Below are 16,082 nucleotides of genomic sequence, written 5' to 3'. Positions count from 1 at the left end.
GACGACGACGGGAGAATGCAGATGTCAGCATTCCCGACCGCCGCCCTCGGTCGTTTCGGACGACCGGCTCCCCAGGGTCTGTACACCGGTGACAACGAGCACGACGCCTGTGGTGTCGCCTTCGTCGCCACGCTGACGGGCGTTCCGAGCCATGACATCGTCTTCAAGGCGCTGACCGCGCTGAAGAACCTCGAGCACCGCGGTGCCGCGGGTGCCGAGCCCAACTCGGGTGACGGCGCAGGCATCCTGCTCCAGGTCCCGGACCGCTTCTTCCGCGAGGTCGTCGACTTCGAGCTGCCCGCCGCGCACTCCTACGCCGTCGGCACCGCGTTCCTGCCGGGCGACGAGGAGCAGAACGCCAAGACCCGCCAGCGGATCGAGGAGATCGCCGCCGAGGAGGGCCTGACCGTCCTCGGCTGGCGCGAGGTACCGACCGACCCGTCGTCGCTGGGTGCCACCGCCCTCTCCACGATGCCGTCCTTCGCCCAGATCTTCGTCGCCGCGAGCGGCAGCCGGATCCTCGGCATGGGCCTGGAGCGCCTCGCCTTCTGCCTGCGCAAGCGCGCCGAGCGGGAGACCGACGCCTACTTCCCGTCGCTCTCGAGCCGGACCATCGCCTACAAGGGCATGCTGACCACCGACCAGCTCGACCACGTGTTCCCGGACCTGGTCGACGAGCGGGTCGAGTCCGCGGTCGCCGTGGTGCACTCCCGGTTCTCCACGAACACCTTCCCGAGCTGGCCGCTGAGCCACCCGTACCGGTTCATCGCCCACAACGGCGAGATCAACACCGTCATGGGCAACCGGAACTGGATGCGGGCGCGCGAGGCGCTGCTCGCCAGCGACGTCATCCCGGGCGACCTCGAGCGCCTGTTCCCGATCTGCACCCCGGGTGCCAGCGACTCGGCCTCGTTCGACGAGGTGCTCGAGCTGCTGCACATGGGCGGGCGCAGCCTGCCGCACGCGGTGCTGATGATGATCCCCGAGGCGTGGGAGAACCACACCGAGATGGACGCCAAGCGCAAGGCGTTCTACGAGTTCCACTCCGCGCTGATGGAGCCGTGGGACGGCCCGGCGTGCGTGGTGTTCACCGACGGCACTCAGGTCGGCGCCGTGCTGGACCGCAACGGTCTGCGCCCGAGCCGCTACTGGGTCACCGAGGACGGCCTGGTCGTGCTGGCCAGCGAGGTCGGCGTGCTCGACCTCGACCCGGCCACCGTGGTCCGCAAGGGTCGGCTCCAGCCGGGCCGGATGTTCCTGGTCGACACCGAGGAGCACCGGATCGTCGAGGACGAGGAGATCAAGTCCGCCCTCGCCGCCGAGAACCCGTACGACGAGTGGCTGCACGCCGGCCTGATCAAGCTCGACGACCTCACCGACCGCGAGCACATCGTGCACAGCCACGCCTCGGTCACCCGGCGCCAGCAGATCTTCGGGTACACCGAGGAGGAGCTGCGCGTCCTGCTCACGCCGATGGCGAACAACCCCGCCGAGCCGATCGGCTCGATGGGCACCGACACCCCGATCGCGGTGCTCTCGGACCGCCCGCGGCTGCTGTTCGACTACTTCGCGCAGCTGTTCGCGCAGGTCACCAACCCGCCGCTGGACGCGATCCGCGAGGAGCTGGTCACCAGCCTGAACGGCACCATCGGCCCGGAGGCGAACCTGCTCAAGCCCGGTCCGGCCTCGTGCCGGCAGGTGGTGCTGCCGTTCCCGGTGATCACCAACGACGAGCTGGTGAAGATCCGCCACATCAACCGTGACGGCGACATGCCGGGCTTCATCACCCACGTCTCCCGCGGCCTGTACGAGGTCGCCGGTGGCGGCGAGGCGCTGGCCGCACGGCTCGACGAGATCTGTGCCGAGGTGTCGCAGGCGATCGCCGGCGGCGCGCGCATCATCGTGCTCTCCGACCGGCACTCCGACGCCACCAACGCCCCGATCCCGTCGCTGCTGATGACGGCCGCGGTGCACCACCACCTGGTGCGGGAGAAGACCCGGACCCAGGTCGGCGTGATCGTCGAGGCCGGTGACGTCCGCGAGGTCCACCACGTCGCGACGCTGATCGGCTTCGGCGCGGCCGCGGTCAACCCGTACCTGGCGATGGAGACCGTCGAGGACCTGGCCCGCGACGGCTTCTACGTGAAGACCGAGCCCGAGCAGGCCGTCAAGAACCTGGTGAAGTCGCTGGGCAAGGGCGTCCTGAAGGTGATGTCCAAGATGGGCGTCTCCACGGTCGCGTCCTACACCGGTGCGCAGATCTTCGAGGCGCTCGGCCTGTCCGAGGAGCTGGTGAACAAGTACTTCACCGGCACCACCTCCAAGCTCGGCGGCGTCGGCCTCGACGTGATCGCCGAGGAGGTCGCCCTGCGCCACCGCGCGGCGTACCCGATCGACGGCATCGCTCCGGCCCACCGCGACCTCGCCATCGGTGGCGAGTACCAGTGGCGGCGCGAGGGTGAGCTGCACCTGTTCAACCCGGAGACGGTCTTCCGGCTCCAGCACGCCACCCGCTCCGGTCGCTACGACGTCTTCAAGCAATACACGAAGGCGGTCGACGACCAGGCCGAGAAGCTGATGACCATGCGTGGTCTGTTCCGCTTCAAGGACGGCGAGGAGACCGGCCGCGCGCCGATCAGCATCGACGAGGTCGAGCCGGTCTCGGCGATCGTCAAGCGGTTCTCCACCGGCGCGATGTCCTACGGATCGATCTCGCAGGAGGCGCACGAGACGCTCGCGATCGCGATGAACCGGCTGGGCGGCAAGTCCAACACCGGTGAGGGCGGCGAGGACCCGGAGCGGCTCCACGACCCCGAGCGTCGCAGCTCGATCAAGCAGGTCGCCTCCGGTCGCTTCGGCGTGACCTCGGAGTACCTGACGAACTCCGACGACATCCAGATCAAGATGGCGCAGGGCGCGAAGCCCGGCGAGGGTGGCCAGCTGCCCGGCAACAAGGTCTACCCGTGGGTGGCCAAGACGCGGCACAGCACGCCCGGCGTGGGCCTCATCTCGCCGCCGCCGCACCACGACATCTACTCGATCGAGGACCTGGCCCAGCTGATCCACGACCTGAAGAACGCGAACCCGGTCGCCCGGGTGCACGTGAAGCTGGTCGCCGAGGTCGGTGTCGGCACTGTTGCCGCGGGTGTGTCCAAGGCGCACGCGGACGTGGTGCTGATCTCCGGCCACGACGGTGGCACCGGCGCCTCGCCGCTGACCTCGCTCAAGCACGCCGGCGGTCCCTGGGAGCTCGGCCTGGCCGAGACCCAGCAGACGCTGCTGCTCAACGGCCTGCGCGACCGGATCGTCGTCCAGACCGACGGCCAGCTCAAGACCGGGCGCGACGTCGTCATCGCAGCACTGCTCGGTGCCGAGGAGTACGGCTTCGCGACCGCGCCGCTGGTGGTCTCCGGCTGCATCCTGATGCGGGTCTGCCACCTCGACACCTGCCCGGTCGGCGTGGCCACGCAGAACCCGGTCCTGCGCGAGCGCTACTCCGGCAAGGCCGAGTACGTCGTGAACTTCTTCGAGTACGTCGCGGAGGAGGTGCGCGAGATCCTCGCCGAGCTCGGCTTCCGCACGCTCGACGAGGCGATCGGTCGCGCCGAGGTGCTCGACTCCGCCAAGGCCGTCGAGCACTGGAAGGCCTCCGGGCTGGACATCTCGCCGATCTTCCACGTCCCGGACCTGCCCGAGGGTGCTGCCCGGCGCAACACCACCGGCCAGGACCACGGCCTGGACAAGGCGCTCGACAACGAGCTGATCGCGCTGGCCCAGCCGGCGCTCGAGAAGGGCGAGCCGGTGCGCGCCCAGGTCGAGGTCCGCAACGTGAACCGGACGGTCGGCACGATGCTCGGCCACGAGGTCACCAAGCGGTACCGCGGCGAGGGCCTCCCCGAGGGCACCATCGACATCACCCTGGTCGGGTCGGCCGGGCAGTCGTTCGGAGCGTTCGTGCCGAAGGGCGTGACGCTGCGGCTCGAGGGCGACGCCAACGACTACGTCGGCAAGGGCCTCTCCGGCGGCCGTCTGGTGGTGCGCCCGAACCGGGCCGCGACCTTCGACGCCTCGCAGCAGATCATCGCGGGCAACACGATCGGCTACGGCGCGACGTCGGGGCAGATCTTCCTGCGCGGCCAGGCCGGTGAGCGGTTCTGCGTGCGGAACTCCGGCGTCACCGCGATCGTCGAGGGCGTGGGCGACCACGGCTGCGAGTACATGACCGGTGGCACCGTGGTGGTGCTCGGTCCGACCGGGCGCAACTTCGCGGCCGGCATGAGCGGAGGTACGGCGTACGTGCTCGACCTGGACCCGAACCGGACCAACACCGAGCTCGTCGACCTCGGGCCGGTCCCGGCCGAGGAGTCGGAGTCCCTCAAGGCTCTGGTCACCCAGCACGCCGAGGAGACCGGTTCGACGGTCGCCGAGGCGCTGCTGTCCGACTGGGACGCGTCGCTGGCCCGCTTCACCGAGGTGATGCCGCGCGACTACCGCGTCGTGATGGAGGCCAAGGCGAAGGCCGAGGCAGACGGACTGGGCGAGGCGGACGTCGCCAAGAAGATGATGGAGAGTCTCCATGGCTGACCCCAAGGGATTTCTGAACCACGGCCGCGAGGTTGCCGGACGTCGTCCGGTCGACGAGCGCGTCGGTGACTGGGACGAGGTCTACCCGGGTGGTCCCGGCCGCGCGCTGCTGCCGATCATCCGGACCCAGGCCTCGCGCTGCATGGACTGCGGCATCCCGTTCTGCCACCAGGGCTGCCCGCTGGGCAACATCATCCCGGAGTGGAACGACCTGGTGTACCGGGACGACTGGGACGCGGCGATCGAGCGGCTGCACGCGACCAACAACTTCCCGGAGTTCACCGGTCGCCTCTGCCCGGCCCCGTGCGAGACCGCCTGCGTCCTGGGCATCAACCAGGACCCGGTGACCATCAAGAACGTCGAGGTCTCGATCATCGAGCGGGCCTTCGAGTCCCACAACGTGCGGCCGCAGCCGCCGGAGTGGCTCTCGGGCAAGACCGTCGCGGTGATCGGCTCCGGCCCGGCCGGCCTCGCCGTCGCCCAGCAGCTCACCCGTGCCGGTCACACCGTCGCGGTCTACGAGCGTGCCGACAAGATCGGCGGCCTGCTGCGCTACGGGATCCCCGAGTTCAAGATGGAGAAGAAGGTCCTCGACCGGCGTCTCGAGCAGATGCGCCGTGAGGGCACCGTCTTCCGTGCCGGCGTCCAGGTCGGCGAGGAGCTGACCGGCGACCAGCTGCGCGACCGGTACGACGCGGTGGTGCTGGCGATCGGCTCGACCGTCGGTCGTGACCTGCCGGTCCCGGGTCGTGAGCTCGGTGGCATCCACCAGGCGATGGAGTTCCTGCCGCAGGCCAACCGCGTCGCACTCGGGGAGACCGTGCCGGACCAGATCCGCGCCGACGGCAAGCACGTCGTCATCATCGGCGGTGGCGACACCGGAGCCGACTGCCTGGGCACCTCGATCCGCCAGGGTGCCGCGTCGATCACCCAGCTGGAGATCATGCCGCGTCCGGGCGAGGACCGGCCGGTCAACCAGCCGTGGCCGACGTACCCGATGACGTTCCGGGTCTCCTCGGCGCACGAGGAGGGCGGCGACCGGGTCTACGCGGTCTCCACCCAGGAGTTCGTCGGTGACGAGAACGGCAACGTCAAGGAGCTGCGCCTCGTCGAGGTCGACTCCAAGTTCCAGCCGGTCGAGGGCACCGAGCGGGTCATCCCGGCCGAGCTGGTGCTGCTCGCCATGGGCTTCACCGGCCCGGAGCGCGAGGGTGTCGTCGAGCAGCTCGGTGTCGACCTGGACGAGCGCGGCAACATCGTGCGCGACGCCAAGTACGCCTCCACCGTCGAGGGTGTCTTCGTCGCGGGTGACGCCGGTCGCGGTCAGTCGCTGATCGTCTGGGCGATTGCCGAGGGTCGTGCCGCCGCTGCCGCGGTGGACCGCTTCCTCACCGGTGGCGCCACCACGCTGCCGGCGCCGATCCCGCCGACCGAGCGTCCCGTCACCGCCTGACGTTCCGACGTCGTTCCCAACCCGTTCACCGCGCCCGCGGTGAGCGGGTTGGATCGTTCAAGCGCCGGACCGATACGCTGGGCGGGTGCGTAGAGCAAAGATCGTCTGCACGCTCGGCCCGGCCGTCTCCACCAAGGAGAGCATCAGGGCCCTCGTCGACGCAGGCATGGACGTCGCCCGGTTGAACCTGAGCCACGGCACGTACGCCGAGCACGAGGCCGTCTACCGGATGGTCCGTGAGGCCTCCGACGAGAGCGGCCACGGCGTCGGCATCTTCGCCGACCTGCAGGGACCCAAGATCCGGCTCGGCTGGTTCCGCGACGGTGGCTGCCGGATCCAGACCGGCCAGGCGTTCACGATCACCACCCGCGAGCTCTCCGGGGACAACGAGATCGCCTCGACGACGTACGAGGGTCTGCCCGGCGACGTCAGCGAGGGCGACCAGATCCTCATCGACGACGGCAAGGTCCGGCTGCGGGTCACCGCGGTCGAGGGCACCGAGGTGCACACCACGGTCGTCGTCGGTGGCCGGGTCTCCGACCACAAGGGCATCAACCTGCCCGGCGTCCCGGTCAGCGTGCCGGCGCTCTCGGAGAAGGACATCGAGGACCTGCGCTGGGCGCTGCACGTCACCGTCGACTTCATCGCGCTGTCGTTCGTGCGTTCCGCCGCCGACGTCGAGGACGTCCGCCGGGTCATGCGCGAGGAGGGAGTGATGCTCCCGGTGATCGCGAAGATCGAGAAGCCGCAGGCGATCGACAACCTCGACGAGGTGATCAAGGCCTTCGACGGCTTCATGGTCGCGCGCGGTGACCTCGGCGTGGAGTGTCCGCTCGAGGACGTGCCGTTCCTCCAGAAGCGCGTCGTCGAGAAGGCCCGCCGCAATGCCAAGCCGGTCATCGTCGCGACCCAGATGCTGGAGTCGATGATCACCAACCCGGCGCCGACCCGCGCCGAGGCGTCCGACGTCGCGAACGCCGTGCTCGACGGCGCCGACGCGGTGATGCTCTCCGGCGAGACCAGTGTGGGGGAGTACCCGATCGAGGCCGTGAAGACGATGGCCCGGATCATCTCGTCCACCGAGGACCACGAGCTGCACCACATGGCCGCCATCGACTGGCAGCCCCGCACCCGCGGCGGCGTGATCGCCAAGGCCGCGGCCGAGGTCGCCGAGCGGGTCGGTGCGAAGTACCTGGTCGCGTTCACCCAGTCCGGCGACTCCGCCAAGCGGCTGGCCCGCTACCGGGGCCACATCCCGGTGCTGGCGTTCACCCCGGAGTCGGCGGTGCGCTCACAGCTGTCGATGACCTGGGGGGTGGAGACCTTCAAGACCGTCTCGGTCGAGCACACCGATCAGATGGTGCGCCAGGTCGACGAGCAGCTCCTCAAGGCCGGCCGGGTCCAGGAAGGCGACCTGGTGGTGATCATCGCGGGCAGCCCGCCCGGCATCCCCGGTTCGACGAACGCGCTGCGCATCCACCGGATGGGGGATGCGATCAACGAGGTAGCGCCGGCGTACCGGGGTCTGACCTCGGGGATGTAGTCAGCCCAGTCGTTCGCGCCAGCGAGCGATGTCCCCGTCGTCGCGCAGCCGGACCACCGGAAGCTCGGGACGGTCGCGGAGCACGGCGTCGACCCGTTGGGCGACCTTCGGGTACGACGACCAGGCCCACCGGACGATGTGCTCGGGGTCGGTGAAGAAGTGCCGCAGCGGGCCTTCCCGGTTGCCGTTCCAGAGCTCCTCGCGCCGGAAGCGCCGCCGCAACGTCCGCCGGATCGCGCGCGACATCGTGCGCGAGCGCGGGTAGTCCAGCCACACGATCAGCTCGCACCGCTCGAGCAACATCGCGCGCGCCTCGCTGTACTGCCAGTCGGTGATCCACGCGCGGGAGGCGACCAGCTCCCGTACGTCGTCCAGGAACGACTCTCGCGGGACCCAGCCCTCGCCGTGGAACAGGCCGTCGATCTCGGTGTAGGGCAGGCCGAGCTGTCCGCCCAGCGACCGCCCGAGGGTTGTCTTGCCGCTGCCGGAGGCGCCGTTGATCAGGATGCGCTGTGGTCGGAAGCCGAGGTCGTCGTCCGGTCCGAGCAGCACCGGGTCACGCTAGCCGAGGTAGTCACGAGTCTGATCAATGTGGCTGTGATCGCGGCGGAATGCCAGCCACTTCGATCAGAATCAGTGCCCCGGGTGGGATTCGAACCCACACTGGACGGTGTTTGAGACCGCTTCCTCTGCCGTTGGGATACCGGGGCGACAGCAGGCGCAAACGCTACCGGAGCGGTACCTCCGCGACCCACTCGGTAGCCTGTGGCGCGTGACCGAGACCCCCGCAGCGCCGACTTCCGGCCCGACCCGACGCGTCGTGATCGCCGAGGACGAGGCGCTGATCCGCCTGGACCTCGCCGAGATGCTGGCCGAGGAGGGCTACGAGGTGATCGCCGCGGTCGAGGACGGCGAGCAGGCGGTGGCCAAGGTCGAGGAGCTGCGGCCGGACCTGGTGATCCTGGACATCAAGATGCCCAAGCTCGACGGCATCGCCGCGGCCGAGCGGATCGCCGGCCAGCGGATCGCCCCGGTCGTCATGCTCACCGCGTTCAGCCAGCGCGACCTGGTCGAGCGGGCCCGCGACGCCGGTGCGATGGCCTACCTGGTCAAGCCGTTCGGGAAGTCCGACCTGGTGCCGGCCATCGAGATGGCGGTGAGCCGGTTCTCCGAGCTCCAGCTGCTCGAGGCCGAGGTGGCCGACCTCAACGAGAGGCTCGAGACCCGCAAGGTCATGGACCGGGCCAAGGGCGTGCTCACCGAAAGCCTCGGGTTGAGCGAACCCGACGCGTTCCGGTGGATCCAGAAGACCGCGATGGACCTGCGCCTGTCGATGAAGGACGTCGCGGTCGGCGTGGTCGAGCACGGCGTCGAACCGCGCTGATCGATTCGGTGAGGTGACCTGCCGGTAACAGGTAACGGCGTTCGATCACGAATCGGCAACGGTGCCTTTCCGTCTCCGCAGAGCGCCCCGCAACGGATTCTCTGGTGCTAGCGTCCCCGAGAACCCGTGATCGTTCCTGTTTCGTCGATCACATCCATACCGTCACGCGGAGGAAGAATGATCCGTTCCAAGAAGTCTCTGACGACGTTCGCAGCCCTTGCGAGCGTCGCAGCCCTGACCCTGAGCGCCTGTGGCAGCTCGAGCGACAACAAGGACAACGGCGACAAGGGCAGCGCCAGCGCCCTGTGTGGCAAGAACATCGCCTTCCTCGGCGCCCTGACCGGTGACGCCGGTGCCCTCGGCCAGAACATGGTCAACGGCATCAAGCTCGCTCTCAAGGAGCACAACGACAAGAACGCCGACTGCCAGATCAACGTCAAGACGTTCGACTCGCAGGGTGACCCGAAGAACGCTCCGGCGCTCGCGACCCAGATCATCAACGACGACACCATCTTCGGTCTCGTCGGCCCGGGCTTCTCGGGTGAGTCGCTGGCCACCGGAAAGACCTTCTTCGAGGCCGGCCTCCCGTCGATCTCCCCGTCCGCGACCAACGTGACCATCACCAAGCAGGGGTGGACCACCTGGCACCGCGTGATCGGTAACGACGACGCCCAGGGCACCGCTGACGCGGGCTACCTGACCGGCACCGTCGGCGCCAAGAAGGTCTTCGTCGTCGACGACGGCCAGGACTACAGCAAGGGCCTCGCCGGCAAGGTGAAGGACGTGCTCGGTGCGGCTGCTGTCGACTCCGACCAGATCGCGGTGAAGCAGACCGACATGTCGGCCGTGGTCACCAAGATCAACGCTGCTGGTGCGGACGCTGTCTTCTACGGCGGCTACTACACCGAGGCCGGTCTGCTGGCCAAGGCGCTGCGCCAGAGCGGCTTCAAGGGCACCTTCATGTCGGGTGACGGCGCCGAGGACCCGAACTTCGTCACGGTTGCCGGCAAGGACGCCGCTGAGGGCGCTGTCCTCTCGGCCCCGGCTGGTCCGGCTCCGTCCGGGTTCGGTGCGACCGGCCTGTACGCCACCCAGGCGTACGACGCGACGAACATCTTCCTGGCTGCTGTCGACGCCGGTAAGTCCACCTCGAAGGAGATCAACGACTTCATCGGCAGCTACACCGCCGACGGCGTCAGCGGTCCGATCGCCTTCGACTCCAACGGTGACATCAAGGAGTCGAAGATCTACGCGTACTTCGTCAAGGACGGCAAGCTCGACGTCGCCAACCCGACCGCGATCTCCTGATCGCAGCCGGTCTGAAGTACTGAAACAGGCTGCGGCCGGAGGTAACCCCTCCGGCCGCAGCCATCAGAAGGCCGGGAGGGCCACTCTGTTGGACCTGAACATGACTCCGCTGACCCTGCACGAGCTGTTCGGCAACTTCGACAGCTTCACCAACTTCACCCTCGGTGGCTTGGTGTTCGGGGCGATCTACGCGCTCATCGCCCTGGGCTACACGATGGTCTACGGCGTCCTGCAGCTCATCAACTTCGCGCACTCAGAAGTCTTCATGTACGGCACCTTCGCCGTGGCGTGGGTCTTCATCCTGCTGCACGGAACGGACCAGGTCAGCTGGAGCCTGGGCCATGCCCTCCCGATATTGCTGGTCGCGCTGATAGGCGCGATGGCGATGTCCGCAGGGGTCGCGCTCTTGCTCGAGCGGGTGGCCTACCGCCCGCTGATCAACAAGAACGCACCCAAGCTGATCGCGCTGATCTCCGCGATCGGTGCGTCCTTCGCACTGTCCGAGGCGATGGGTCTGCGTGACAAGCTCACCCAGAAGATCGGTCTCGCGGACAACCTCAAGGACTACGTCTCGAAGCCGGGCGTCGCCATCCAGAACATGGGTCAGGCGCGGGACATCTACTCCAACCCCGTGACCATCGTGCCGAAGCACCTGTTCAACATCTTCGGCTACCGCGTGACCGACGTCGACCTGATGATCGTGGTCTCCGCGGTGCTGATGATGGTCGCGCTGGACCAGGTGGTCCGCCGGACCCGCTTCGGGCGGGGCATCCGGGCGGTCGCCCAGGACCCCGAGGCCGCGGCCCTGATGGGCGTCAACTCGACCCGGGTGGTCCAGGGGACGTTCCTGATCGGCGGCATGATGGCCGGTGCGGCCGCGACGCTCTACATGACCAAGATCGGATCCACCCAGCTGAACGCCGGCTTCCTGCTCGGCGTCAAGGCCTTCACGGCCGCGGTCATGGGTGGCATCGGCAACCTGCGCGGAGCATTGCTCGGCGGGCTCATCCTCGGCGTCGCCGAGAGCTGGGGTTCAGCCGTCTTCGGCGACACCTGGCGCGACGTCGTCGCGTTCGTCCTGCTGGTGCTGATCCTGCTGGTCCGTCCGTCGGGCATCCTGGGTGAGGCGCTCGGAAAGGCGCGTGCGTGATGATCGCCGAACGCTTCAGTGCCCTCCCCAAGCCGGCCAAGGTTCTCCTGGTCCTGGTCCTGGTGCTCTTCATCTACGCGCTCCCGCTGCTGCGGCCGCCGCTGATCACCACCGACCAGATCGACTTCGGTGGCGTGATGTTCACCGTGGCGATCTTCGCGCTGATCGCGCTGGGCCTGAACATCGTGATCGGGTACGCCGGCCTGCTCGACCTCGGGTACGTCGGCTTCTACGCCACCGGGGCGTACTCGATCGGCGTGCTCACCTCGCAGCACGGCAGCTGGCCGTTCTTCCTGACACTGCCGGTCGCCGTGGCGGTCACGATGGTCGCCGGCGTCATCCTGGGCGCGCCGACCCTGCGCGTCCGCGGCGACTACCTCGCCATCGTCACGCTCGGGTTCGGAGAGATCATCCGGATCACCGCCAAGAACGTCGACTGGCTCGGAGCTGCCGCGGGCATCAAGGACATTCCGCACCCGAACAACATCGGCCCGGCGCCGGAGCTGCCGTTCGACAAGGGTGGCTTCTTCGCGATCCCGCGCGTGGAGTGGAACGGTCTGATCCCGTCCCTGGACCACGAGCACGCGACCCACGTCCTGATCTTCGGGGCGACCGACGCGATCCCGTACTACTGGGTGATCCTCACCGCGCTGATCCTGGTGATCTTCGGCGACCGGCTGATCAAGGCCAGCCGCATCGGGCGTGCCTGGGAGGCCACCCGCGAGGACGAGGACGCGGCCGAGCTGATGGGCGTGCCGACCTTCAAGTACAAGCTGATGGCGTTCGCTCTCGGAGCGGCGATCGGTGGCCTCGCCGGCGCGTTCTACGCCAGCGGGCAGGGCGGCTACATCAACCCGGACAGCTTCCCGCTGCTCTACTCGATGCTGTTCGTCGCCGCCGTCATCGTCGGCGGGTCGGGCAACCGGTGGGGCGCGATCGTGGGCGGTGTGCTGGTCGCCTACCTGCCCGAGCGGTTCCGCGACTTCGCCGACTACCGCTTCCTGGTCTTCGGCCTGGCCTTGATGATCCTGGCGATCTGGCGGCCCGAGGGTCTGCTGCCGCCGAGACGGACGAAACGAGCCAAGGCTGCCGCAGCCGAGATCGAGGCTCTCGAAGAGGGCGAGATCGAGCCGGAGGAGGTGCAGCATGCCTGAGTCCCGGGCAGTGCTCGAGGTCGACGACGTCACCATCCGCTTCGGCGGACTGACGGCGCTGGACTCGGTGAGCTTCGAGATTCGCGAGGGGGAGATCCTCGGGCTGATCGGGCCGAACGGCGCCGGCAAGACCACCTGCTTCAACGTGATGACCGGCGTCTACCAGGCGACCTCGGGCCAGGTGCGTTTCGACGGCCGCCCGCTGACGAAGCTGAAGCGGCACAAGATCACGCAGCTCGGCATCGCCCGGACCTTCCAGAACATCCGGTTGTTCAAATCGATGACCGTGCTCGAGAACGTGATGGTCGGCACCGATGCGAACAGCAAGGTCGGGTTCTTCGACGCCCTGTTCCGGCTGCCGCGGCACCGCCGCACCGAGGCCGAATCGCTGGCCCGGGCGAAGGAGATCCTCGAGGTCGTCGGGATCAAGGCCCGGTACGACGAGCTCGCGTCGAACCTCTCCTACGGCGACCAGCGCCGTCTGGAGATCGCCCGCGCGATGGCCACCGGTCCCAAGCTGCTCTGCCTGGACGAGCCGGCGGCCGGCTTCAACCCGGCCGAGAAGCAGAAGCTGATGGAGCTGATCCGCAAGGTGCGCGACGAGGGCTACACCGTGCTGCTGATCGAGCACGACATGCGCCTGGTCATGGGCGTCACCGACCGGATCGTGGTGCTGGAGTTCGGCAAGAAGATCGCCGAGGGCTCGCCGGCCGAGATCCGCGACAACCCCGCCGTCATCGCGGCCTACCTGGGAGTGGACGAAGAAGATGCTTCTTGAGGTCGACGGGCTCTGCGTCAACTACGGGCACATCGAGGCGATCCGGGACATCAGCTTCGGGGTCGAGGAAGGCACGATCACGACGCTGATCGGGGCCAACGGTGCCGGCAAGACGACCACGCTGAAGACCATCTCCGGTCTGCGCAAGGTCCGCGCGGGGACGATCAAGTTCGACGGGAAGGACATCACCAACCTGCCGCCGTTCGAGCGGGTGATGATGGGCCTGAGCCAGTCGCCCGAGGGCCGCGGTTGCTTCCCGGGCATGACCGTGCTCGAGAACCTCGACATGGGCGCCTACGTCCGCAAGGACCGCAAGACGCCGGCCTACCGGGCTGACCTGGACCGTGTCTTCGACCTGTTCCCGCGGCTCAAGGAGCGGGAGAAGCAGGCGGCCGGCTCGATGTCCGGCGGCGAGCAGCAGATGCTCGCGATCGGGCGCGCCCTGATGGCCAAGCCGCGGCTGGTGCTCCTCGACGAGCCGTCCATGGGTCTGGCGCCCAAGTTGATCCAGCAGATCTTCACCATCATCAGCGAGATCAACAGCCAGGGCACCACGGTGCTGCTGGTCGAGCAGAACGCCGCCCAGGCGCTGAAGCGTTCGCACCACGCGCACATCCTGGAGACCGGCGAGATCGTGAAGTCCGGGACCGGGGCTCAGCTCGCCAGCGACGACAGCGTGAAGGCTGCCTACCTCGGCGGGGACGTCTGAGGTTTCGACAGGCTCAACCAGCACGGGACAGGCTCAACCAGCACGGGGCAGGCTCAACCAGCCCAGGGCGTTAGCGGAACCAGGTCACCACTTCGACCAGCACCGGCGCGAAGACGAGCGCCGGGAGCAGGTCGCCGACCTTCAGCTGCTTGATCTCCAGCAACCGCAGCGCGACCCCGACCAGCATCAGACCGCCGGTCGCGGTGAGTGCGGCCAGGTGTGCGTCCGGGAGGAAGTCGCCGAGCGCGGCGCCGAGGGCGGTCAAACCACCCTGGATCACCACCAAGGTGACGATGCTGGCGGCCACGCCCCACCCGAAGGCGGCGGCGAAGGCGATCGAGGCGAAGCCGTCCAGGGCCGACTTCAGCAGCAACTGGTCTGGTCCTTTGCCGATGCCCTCGGTGATCGATCCGAGGATCGTCAGCGGCCCGACGCAGAAGACCAGGGAGGCCGTCATGAACCCGGTGACGAACCGGTCGCGAGCCTCGTGGTCGACCTCGGGCTCGCCGTCACGACGTCGGGTGAGACGCCGCTGCAACGAGTCCCCGAACCCCTCGAGGCGGTCCTCGATCCGCAGCAGCGAGCCGAGAATCGCCCCCAGCAGCAGGGCTCCGAGCACGATCAGCATGGGCGCGGAGTCGCCGACGGCCTCGCTCAGCGCGTCGTCGGAGACCGCCGTCGCCGAAGACGCGGCGATCAGCAGGGTGACCAGGCCGAGGGCGTCGGTGACCACGCTGCGGGTCCGCAGCGGGAGCCGGTGGCCGATCAGGACACCGAGGGTGCTGCCGACGAGAACCGTGGAGGCGTTCACCACCGTGCCGGTTCCGATGAACACTCGTCGCTCCTTCTCAACACCCTCTTGCGGATAGAAGTCAGAAGCGTAGTCTGACCCGCAGTCCGGCAACCGGTCACCGTGGGGGTGAGAACAGTCGATGTCCCGTCACCTGCTCGAAATCAGGGATGCGCGTCCCGAGGACGCCGCCGCGTTGCTGAAGCTCTGGTCCGAGGCAGGTAGCCGGGGCGCCGAGCAGCCGAACGCCCGTCCGCTGGAGGACGCGACCGCCGCTCTGGCGCAGGTCGCCGCGGACCCGGACGAGCGGGTCGTGGTCGGGCTCTACGAGGGCGAGGTCGTCTCGGCCATCCACCTGCGCCGCGCCGCGATGAGCCCGCTGCACACCGACATGGCCGTGCACACGTCGTACCTGATCGTCCGCCCCGAGCACCGCAAGCACGGCTTCGCCCGGGCGCTCCTGGACTCAGCCGTCACCTGGGCCGAGGACAAGGACGTCGCGCACGTCACCGCGATCACCTCGAGCGGCTCGCGGGACACCAACCGCTTCCTGGCCCGTCTCGGCCTCGGCACCGTGGCCACCGTCCGGGTGGCGGGGACCGGGATGCTGCGTCGCAAGCTCACCCCGGAGTCGTTGCGGCCGAACACGCCGCGCAACCTCGGCCTGATGCTCGCCCAGCGCCGGTCGATCCAGCGCCGGGCGATCGAGCAGGCGCTGCGCGGGGAGCGCGCCCAGGAGGGCTGACTCAGCCGACCTGCGGCGGGTCGATCAGCGCGCAGGTGATCCGGGAGGTGCAGACGCGCTTGCCGCGCTCGTCTCTTATGACGATCTCGAACGCCGCGGACGTGCGTCCGAGGTGGATGGCGGTCGCGGTCCCGGTGACGATTCCCGAGGTCGCGGCCCGGTGGTGGGTGGCGTTGATGTCCACCCCGACCGGGACCTTGCCCAGCGGACCGGCGTGCAGGCCGGAGCCCATCGATCCGAGGGTCTCGGCCAGGACCACGGACGCCCCGCCGTGCAGCAGGCCGTAGGGCTGGGTGTTGCCTGCGACGGGCATGGTGGCCACGATCCGCTCCGGCGAGAGCTCGATGACCTCGATGCCCATCTTCTCGTTCAGCGCGCCCATTCCCTGCGGCATCGCAGCGATGTACTCGGCGATCGCCGCCGCGTTGTCGTGCTCGTTGCTCATGAGTCCCATCCTGCCGCCCGCCCCCGCTGACCTTGTCGG

At 68.6% G+C, this 16,082-nt stretch carries 13 protein-coding genes and 1 tRNA gene; 10 read left to right on the top strand and 4 right to left on the bottom strand.

The features are described from left to right. Positions 1 to 21 precede the first annotated feature (21 nt). The 3 genes from gltB (at position 22) to pyk (ending at position 7,580) form a co-directional block, all read left to right on the top strand. On the top strand, positions 22 to 4,584 hold the full coding sequence (gltB, locus tag EFL95_RS11955; RefSeq protein ID WP_221176453.1) for a glutamate synthase large subunit: 4,563 nt from the start codon (positions 22 to 24) through the stop codon (positions 4,582 to 4,584). Further along, on the top strand, positions 4,577 to 6,037 hold the full coding sequence (locus EFL95_RS11950) for a glutamate synthase subunit beta (protein WP_123234176.1): 1,461 nt from the start codon (positions 4,577 to 4,579) through the stop codon (positions 6,035 to 6,037). Before gltB ends, EFL95_RS11950 begins: the two co-directional genes overlap by 8 nt. 85 nt (positions 6,038 to 6,122) lie before the next feature. Beyond that, complete coding sequence (gene pyk, locus EFL95_RS11945; RefSeq protein ID WP_123234175.1) at positions 6,123 to 7,580, top strand: pyruvate kinase; 1,458 nt, start codon at positions 6,123 to 6,125, stop codon at positions 7,578 to 7,580. On the opposite strand, the gene EFL95_RS11940 is transcribed toward pyk, so the two are convergent. Next, on the bottom strand, positions 7,581 to 8,132 hold the full coding sequence (locus EFL95_RS11940; RefSeq protein WP_123234174.1) for a P-loop NTPase family protein: 552 nt from the start codon (positions 8,130 to 8,132) through the stop codon (positions 7,581 to 7,583). Between the two features lie 85 nt (positions 8,133 to 8,217). Further along, positions 8,218 to 8,290, bottom strand: a tRNA-Leu gene (locus tag EFL95_RS11935). Between the two features lie 53 nt (positions 8,291 to 8,343). Between EFL95_RS11935 and EFL95_RS11930 the strand changes: the two genes are divergently transcribed. The 6 genes from EFL95_RS11930 to EFL95_RS11905 all read left to right on the top strand — a co-directional run bounded on the left by EFL95_RS11930 (position 8,344) and on the right by EFL95_RS11905 (position 14,063). Beyond that, on the top strand, positions 8,344 to 8,964 hold the full coding sequence (locus EFL95_RS11930; RefSeq protein ID WP_425463968.1) for an ANTAR domain-containing response regulator: 621 nt from the start codon (positions 8,344 to 8,346) through the stop codon (positions 8,962 to 8,964). Positions 8,965 to 9,141: 177 nt separating this feature from the next. Next, a complete protein-coding gene (locus tag EFL95_RS11925; protein WP_123234172.1) occupies positions 9,142 to 10,272 on the top strand; it encodes a branched-chain amino acid ABC transporter substrate-binding protein in 1,131 nt (376 codons plus the stop codon). A 100-nt stretch (positions 10,273 to 10,372) separates the two neighbouring features. After that, positions 10,373 to 11,422, top strand: a complete 1,050-nt coding sequence (locus EFL95_RS11920; RefSeq protein WP_123234942.1) for a branched-chain amino acid ABC transporter permease — start codon at positions 10,373 to 10,375, stop codon at positions 11,420 to 11,422. Next, positions 11,422 to 12,576, top strand: a complete 1,155-nt coding sequence (locus EFL95_RS11915) for a branched-chain amino acid ABC transporter permease (RefSeq protein ID WP_123234171.1) — start codon at positions 11,422 to 11,424, stop codon at positions 12,574 to 12,576. Before EFL95_RS11920 ends, EFL95_RS11915 begins: the two co-directional genes overlap by 1 nt. Further along, positions 12,569 to 13,354 carry an ABC transporter ATP-binding protein gene (locus EFL95_RS11910; RefSeq protein WP_123234170.1) on the top strand — a complete coding sequence of 262 codons (786 nt, stop codon included), beginning with the start codon at positions 12,569 to 12,571 and terminating at the stop codon, positions 13,352 to 13,354. The genes EFL95_RS11915 and EFL95_RS11910 overlap by 8 nt, the downstream gene beginning before the upstream one ends. Continuing rightward, positions 13,344 to 14,063, top strand: coding sequence for an ABC transporter ATP-binding protein (locus EFL95_RS11905; RefSeq protein WP_123234169.1), 720 nt, complete (start codon positions 13,344 to 13,346; stop codon positions 14,061 to 14,063). The genes EFL95_RS11910 and EFL95_RS11905 overlap by 11 nt, the downstream gene beginning before the upstream one ends. Positions 14,064 to 14,133: 70 nt before the next feature. On the opposite strand, the gene EFL95_RS11900 is transcribed toward EFL95_RS11905, so the two are convergent. Further along, positions 14,134 to 14,898, bottom strand: coding sequence for a DUF554 domain-containing protein (locus EFL95_RS11900; protein WP_123234168.1), 765 nt, complete (start codon positions 14,896 to 14,898; stop codon positions 14,134 to 14,136). Between the two features lie 97 nt (positions 14,899 to 14,995). On the opposite strand from EFL95_RS11900, the gene EFL95_RS11895 reads away from it, so the two are divergent. After that, positions 14,996 to 15,598, top strand: coding sequence for a GNAT family N-acetyltransferase (locus tag EFL95_RS11895; RefSeq protein ID WP_123234167.1), 603 nt, complete (start codon positions 14,996 to 14,998; stop codon positions 15,596 to 15,598). Position 15,599: 1 nt separating this feature from the next. On the opposite strand, the gene EFL95_RS11890 is transcribed toward EFL95_RS11895, so the two are convergent. Then, positions 15,600 to 16,043 (bottom strand): hotdog fold thioesterase, encoded by a 444-nt coding sequence (locus EFL95_RS11890; RefSeq protein WP_123234166.1) that lies wholly within the window; start codon positions 16,041 to 16,043, stop codon positions 15,600 to 15,602. Positions 16,044 to 16,082: the final 39 nt, after the last annotated feature.

Origin of the sequence: Nocardioides marmorisolisilvae (assembly GCF_003725775.1) — a bacterium.
GTDB classification, from domain to species: domain Bacteria; phylum Actinomycetota; class Actinomycetes; order Propionibacteriales; family Nocardioidaceae; genus Marmoricola; species Marmoricola marmorisolisilvae.
Note: the sequence above shows the minus strand (reverse complement) of the source record. Positions and strands in the feature narration are given on the sequence as shown.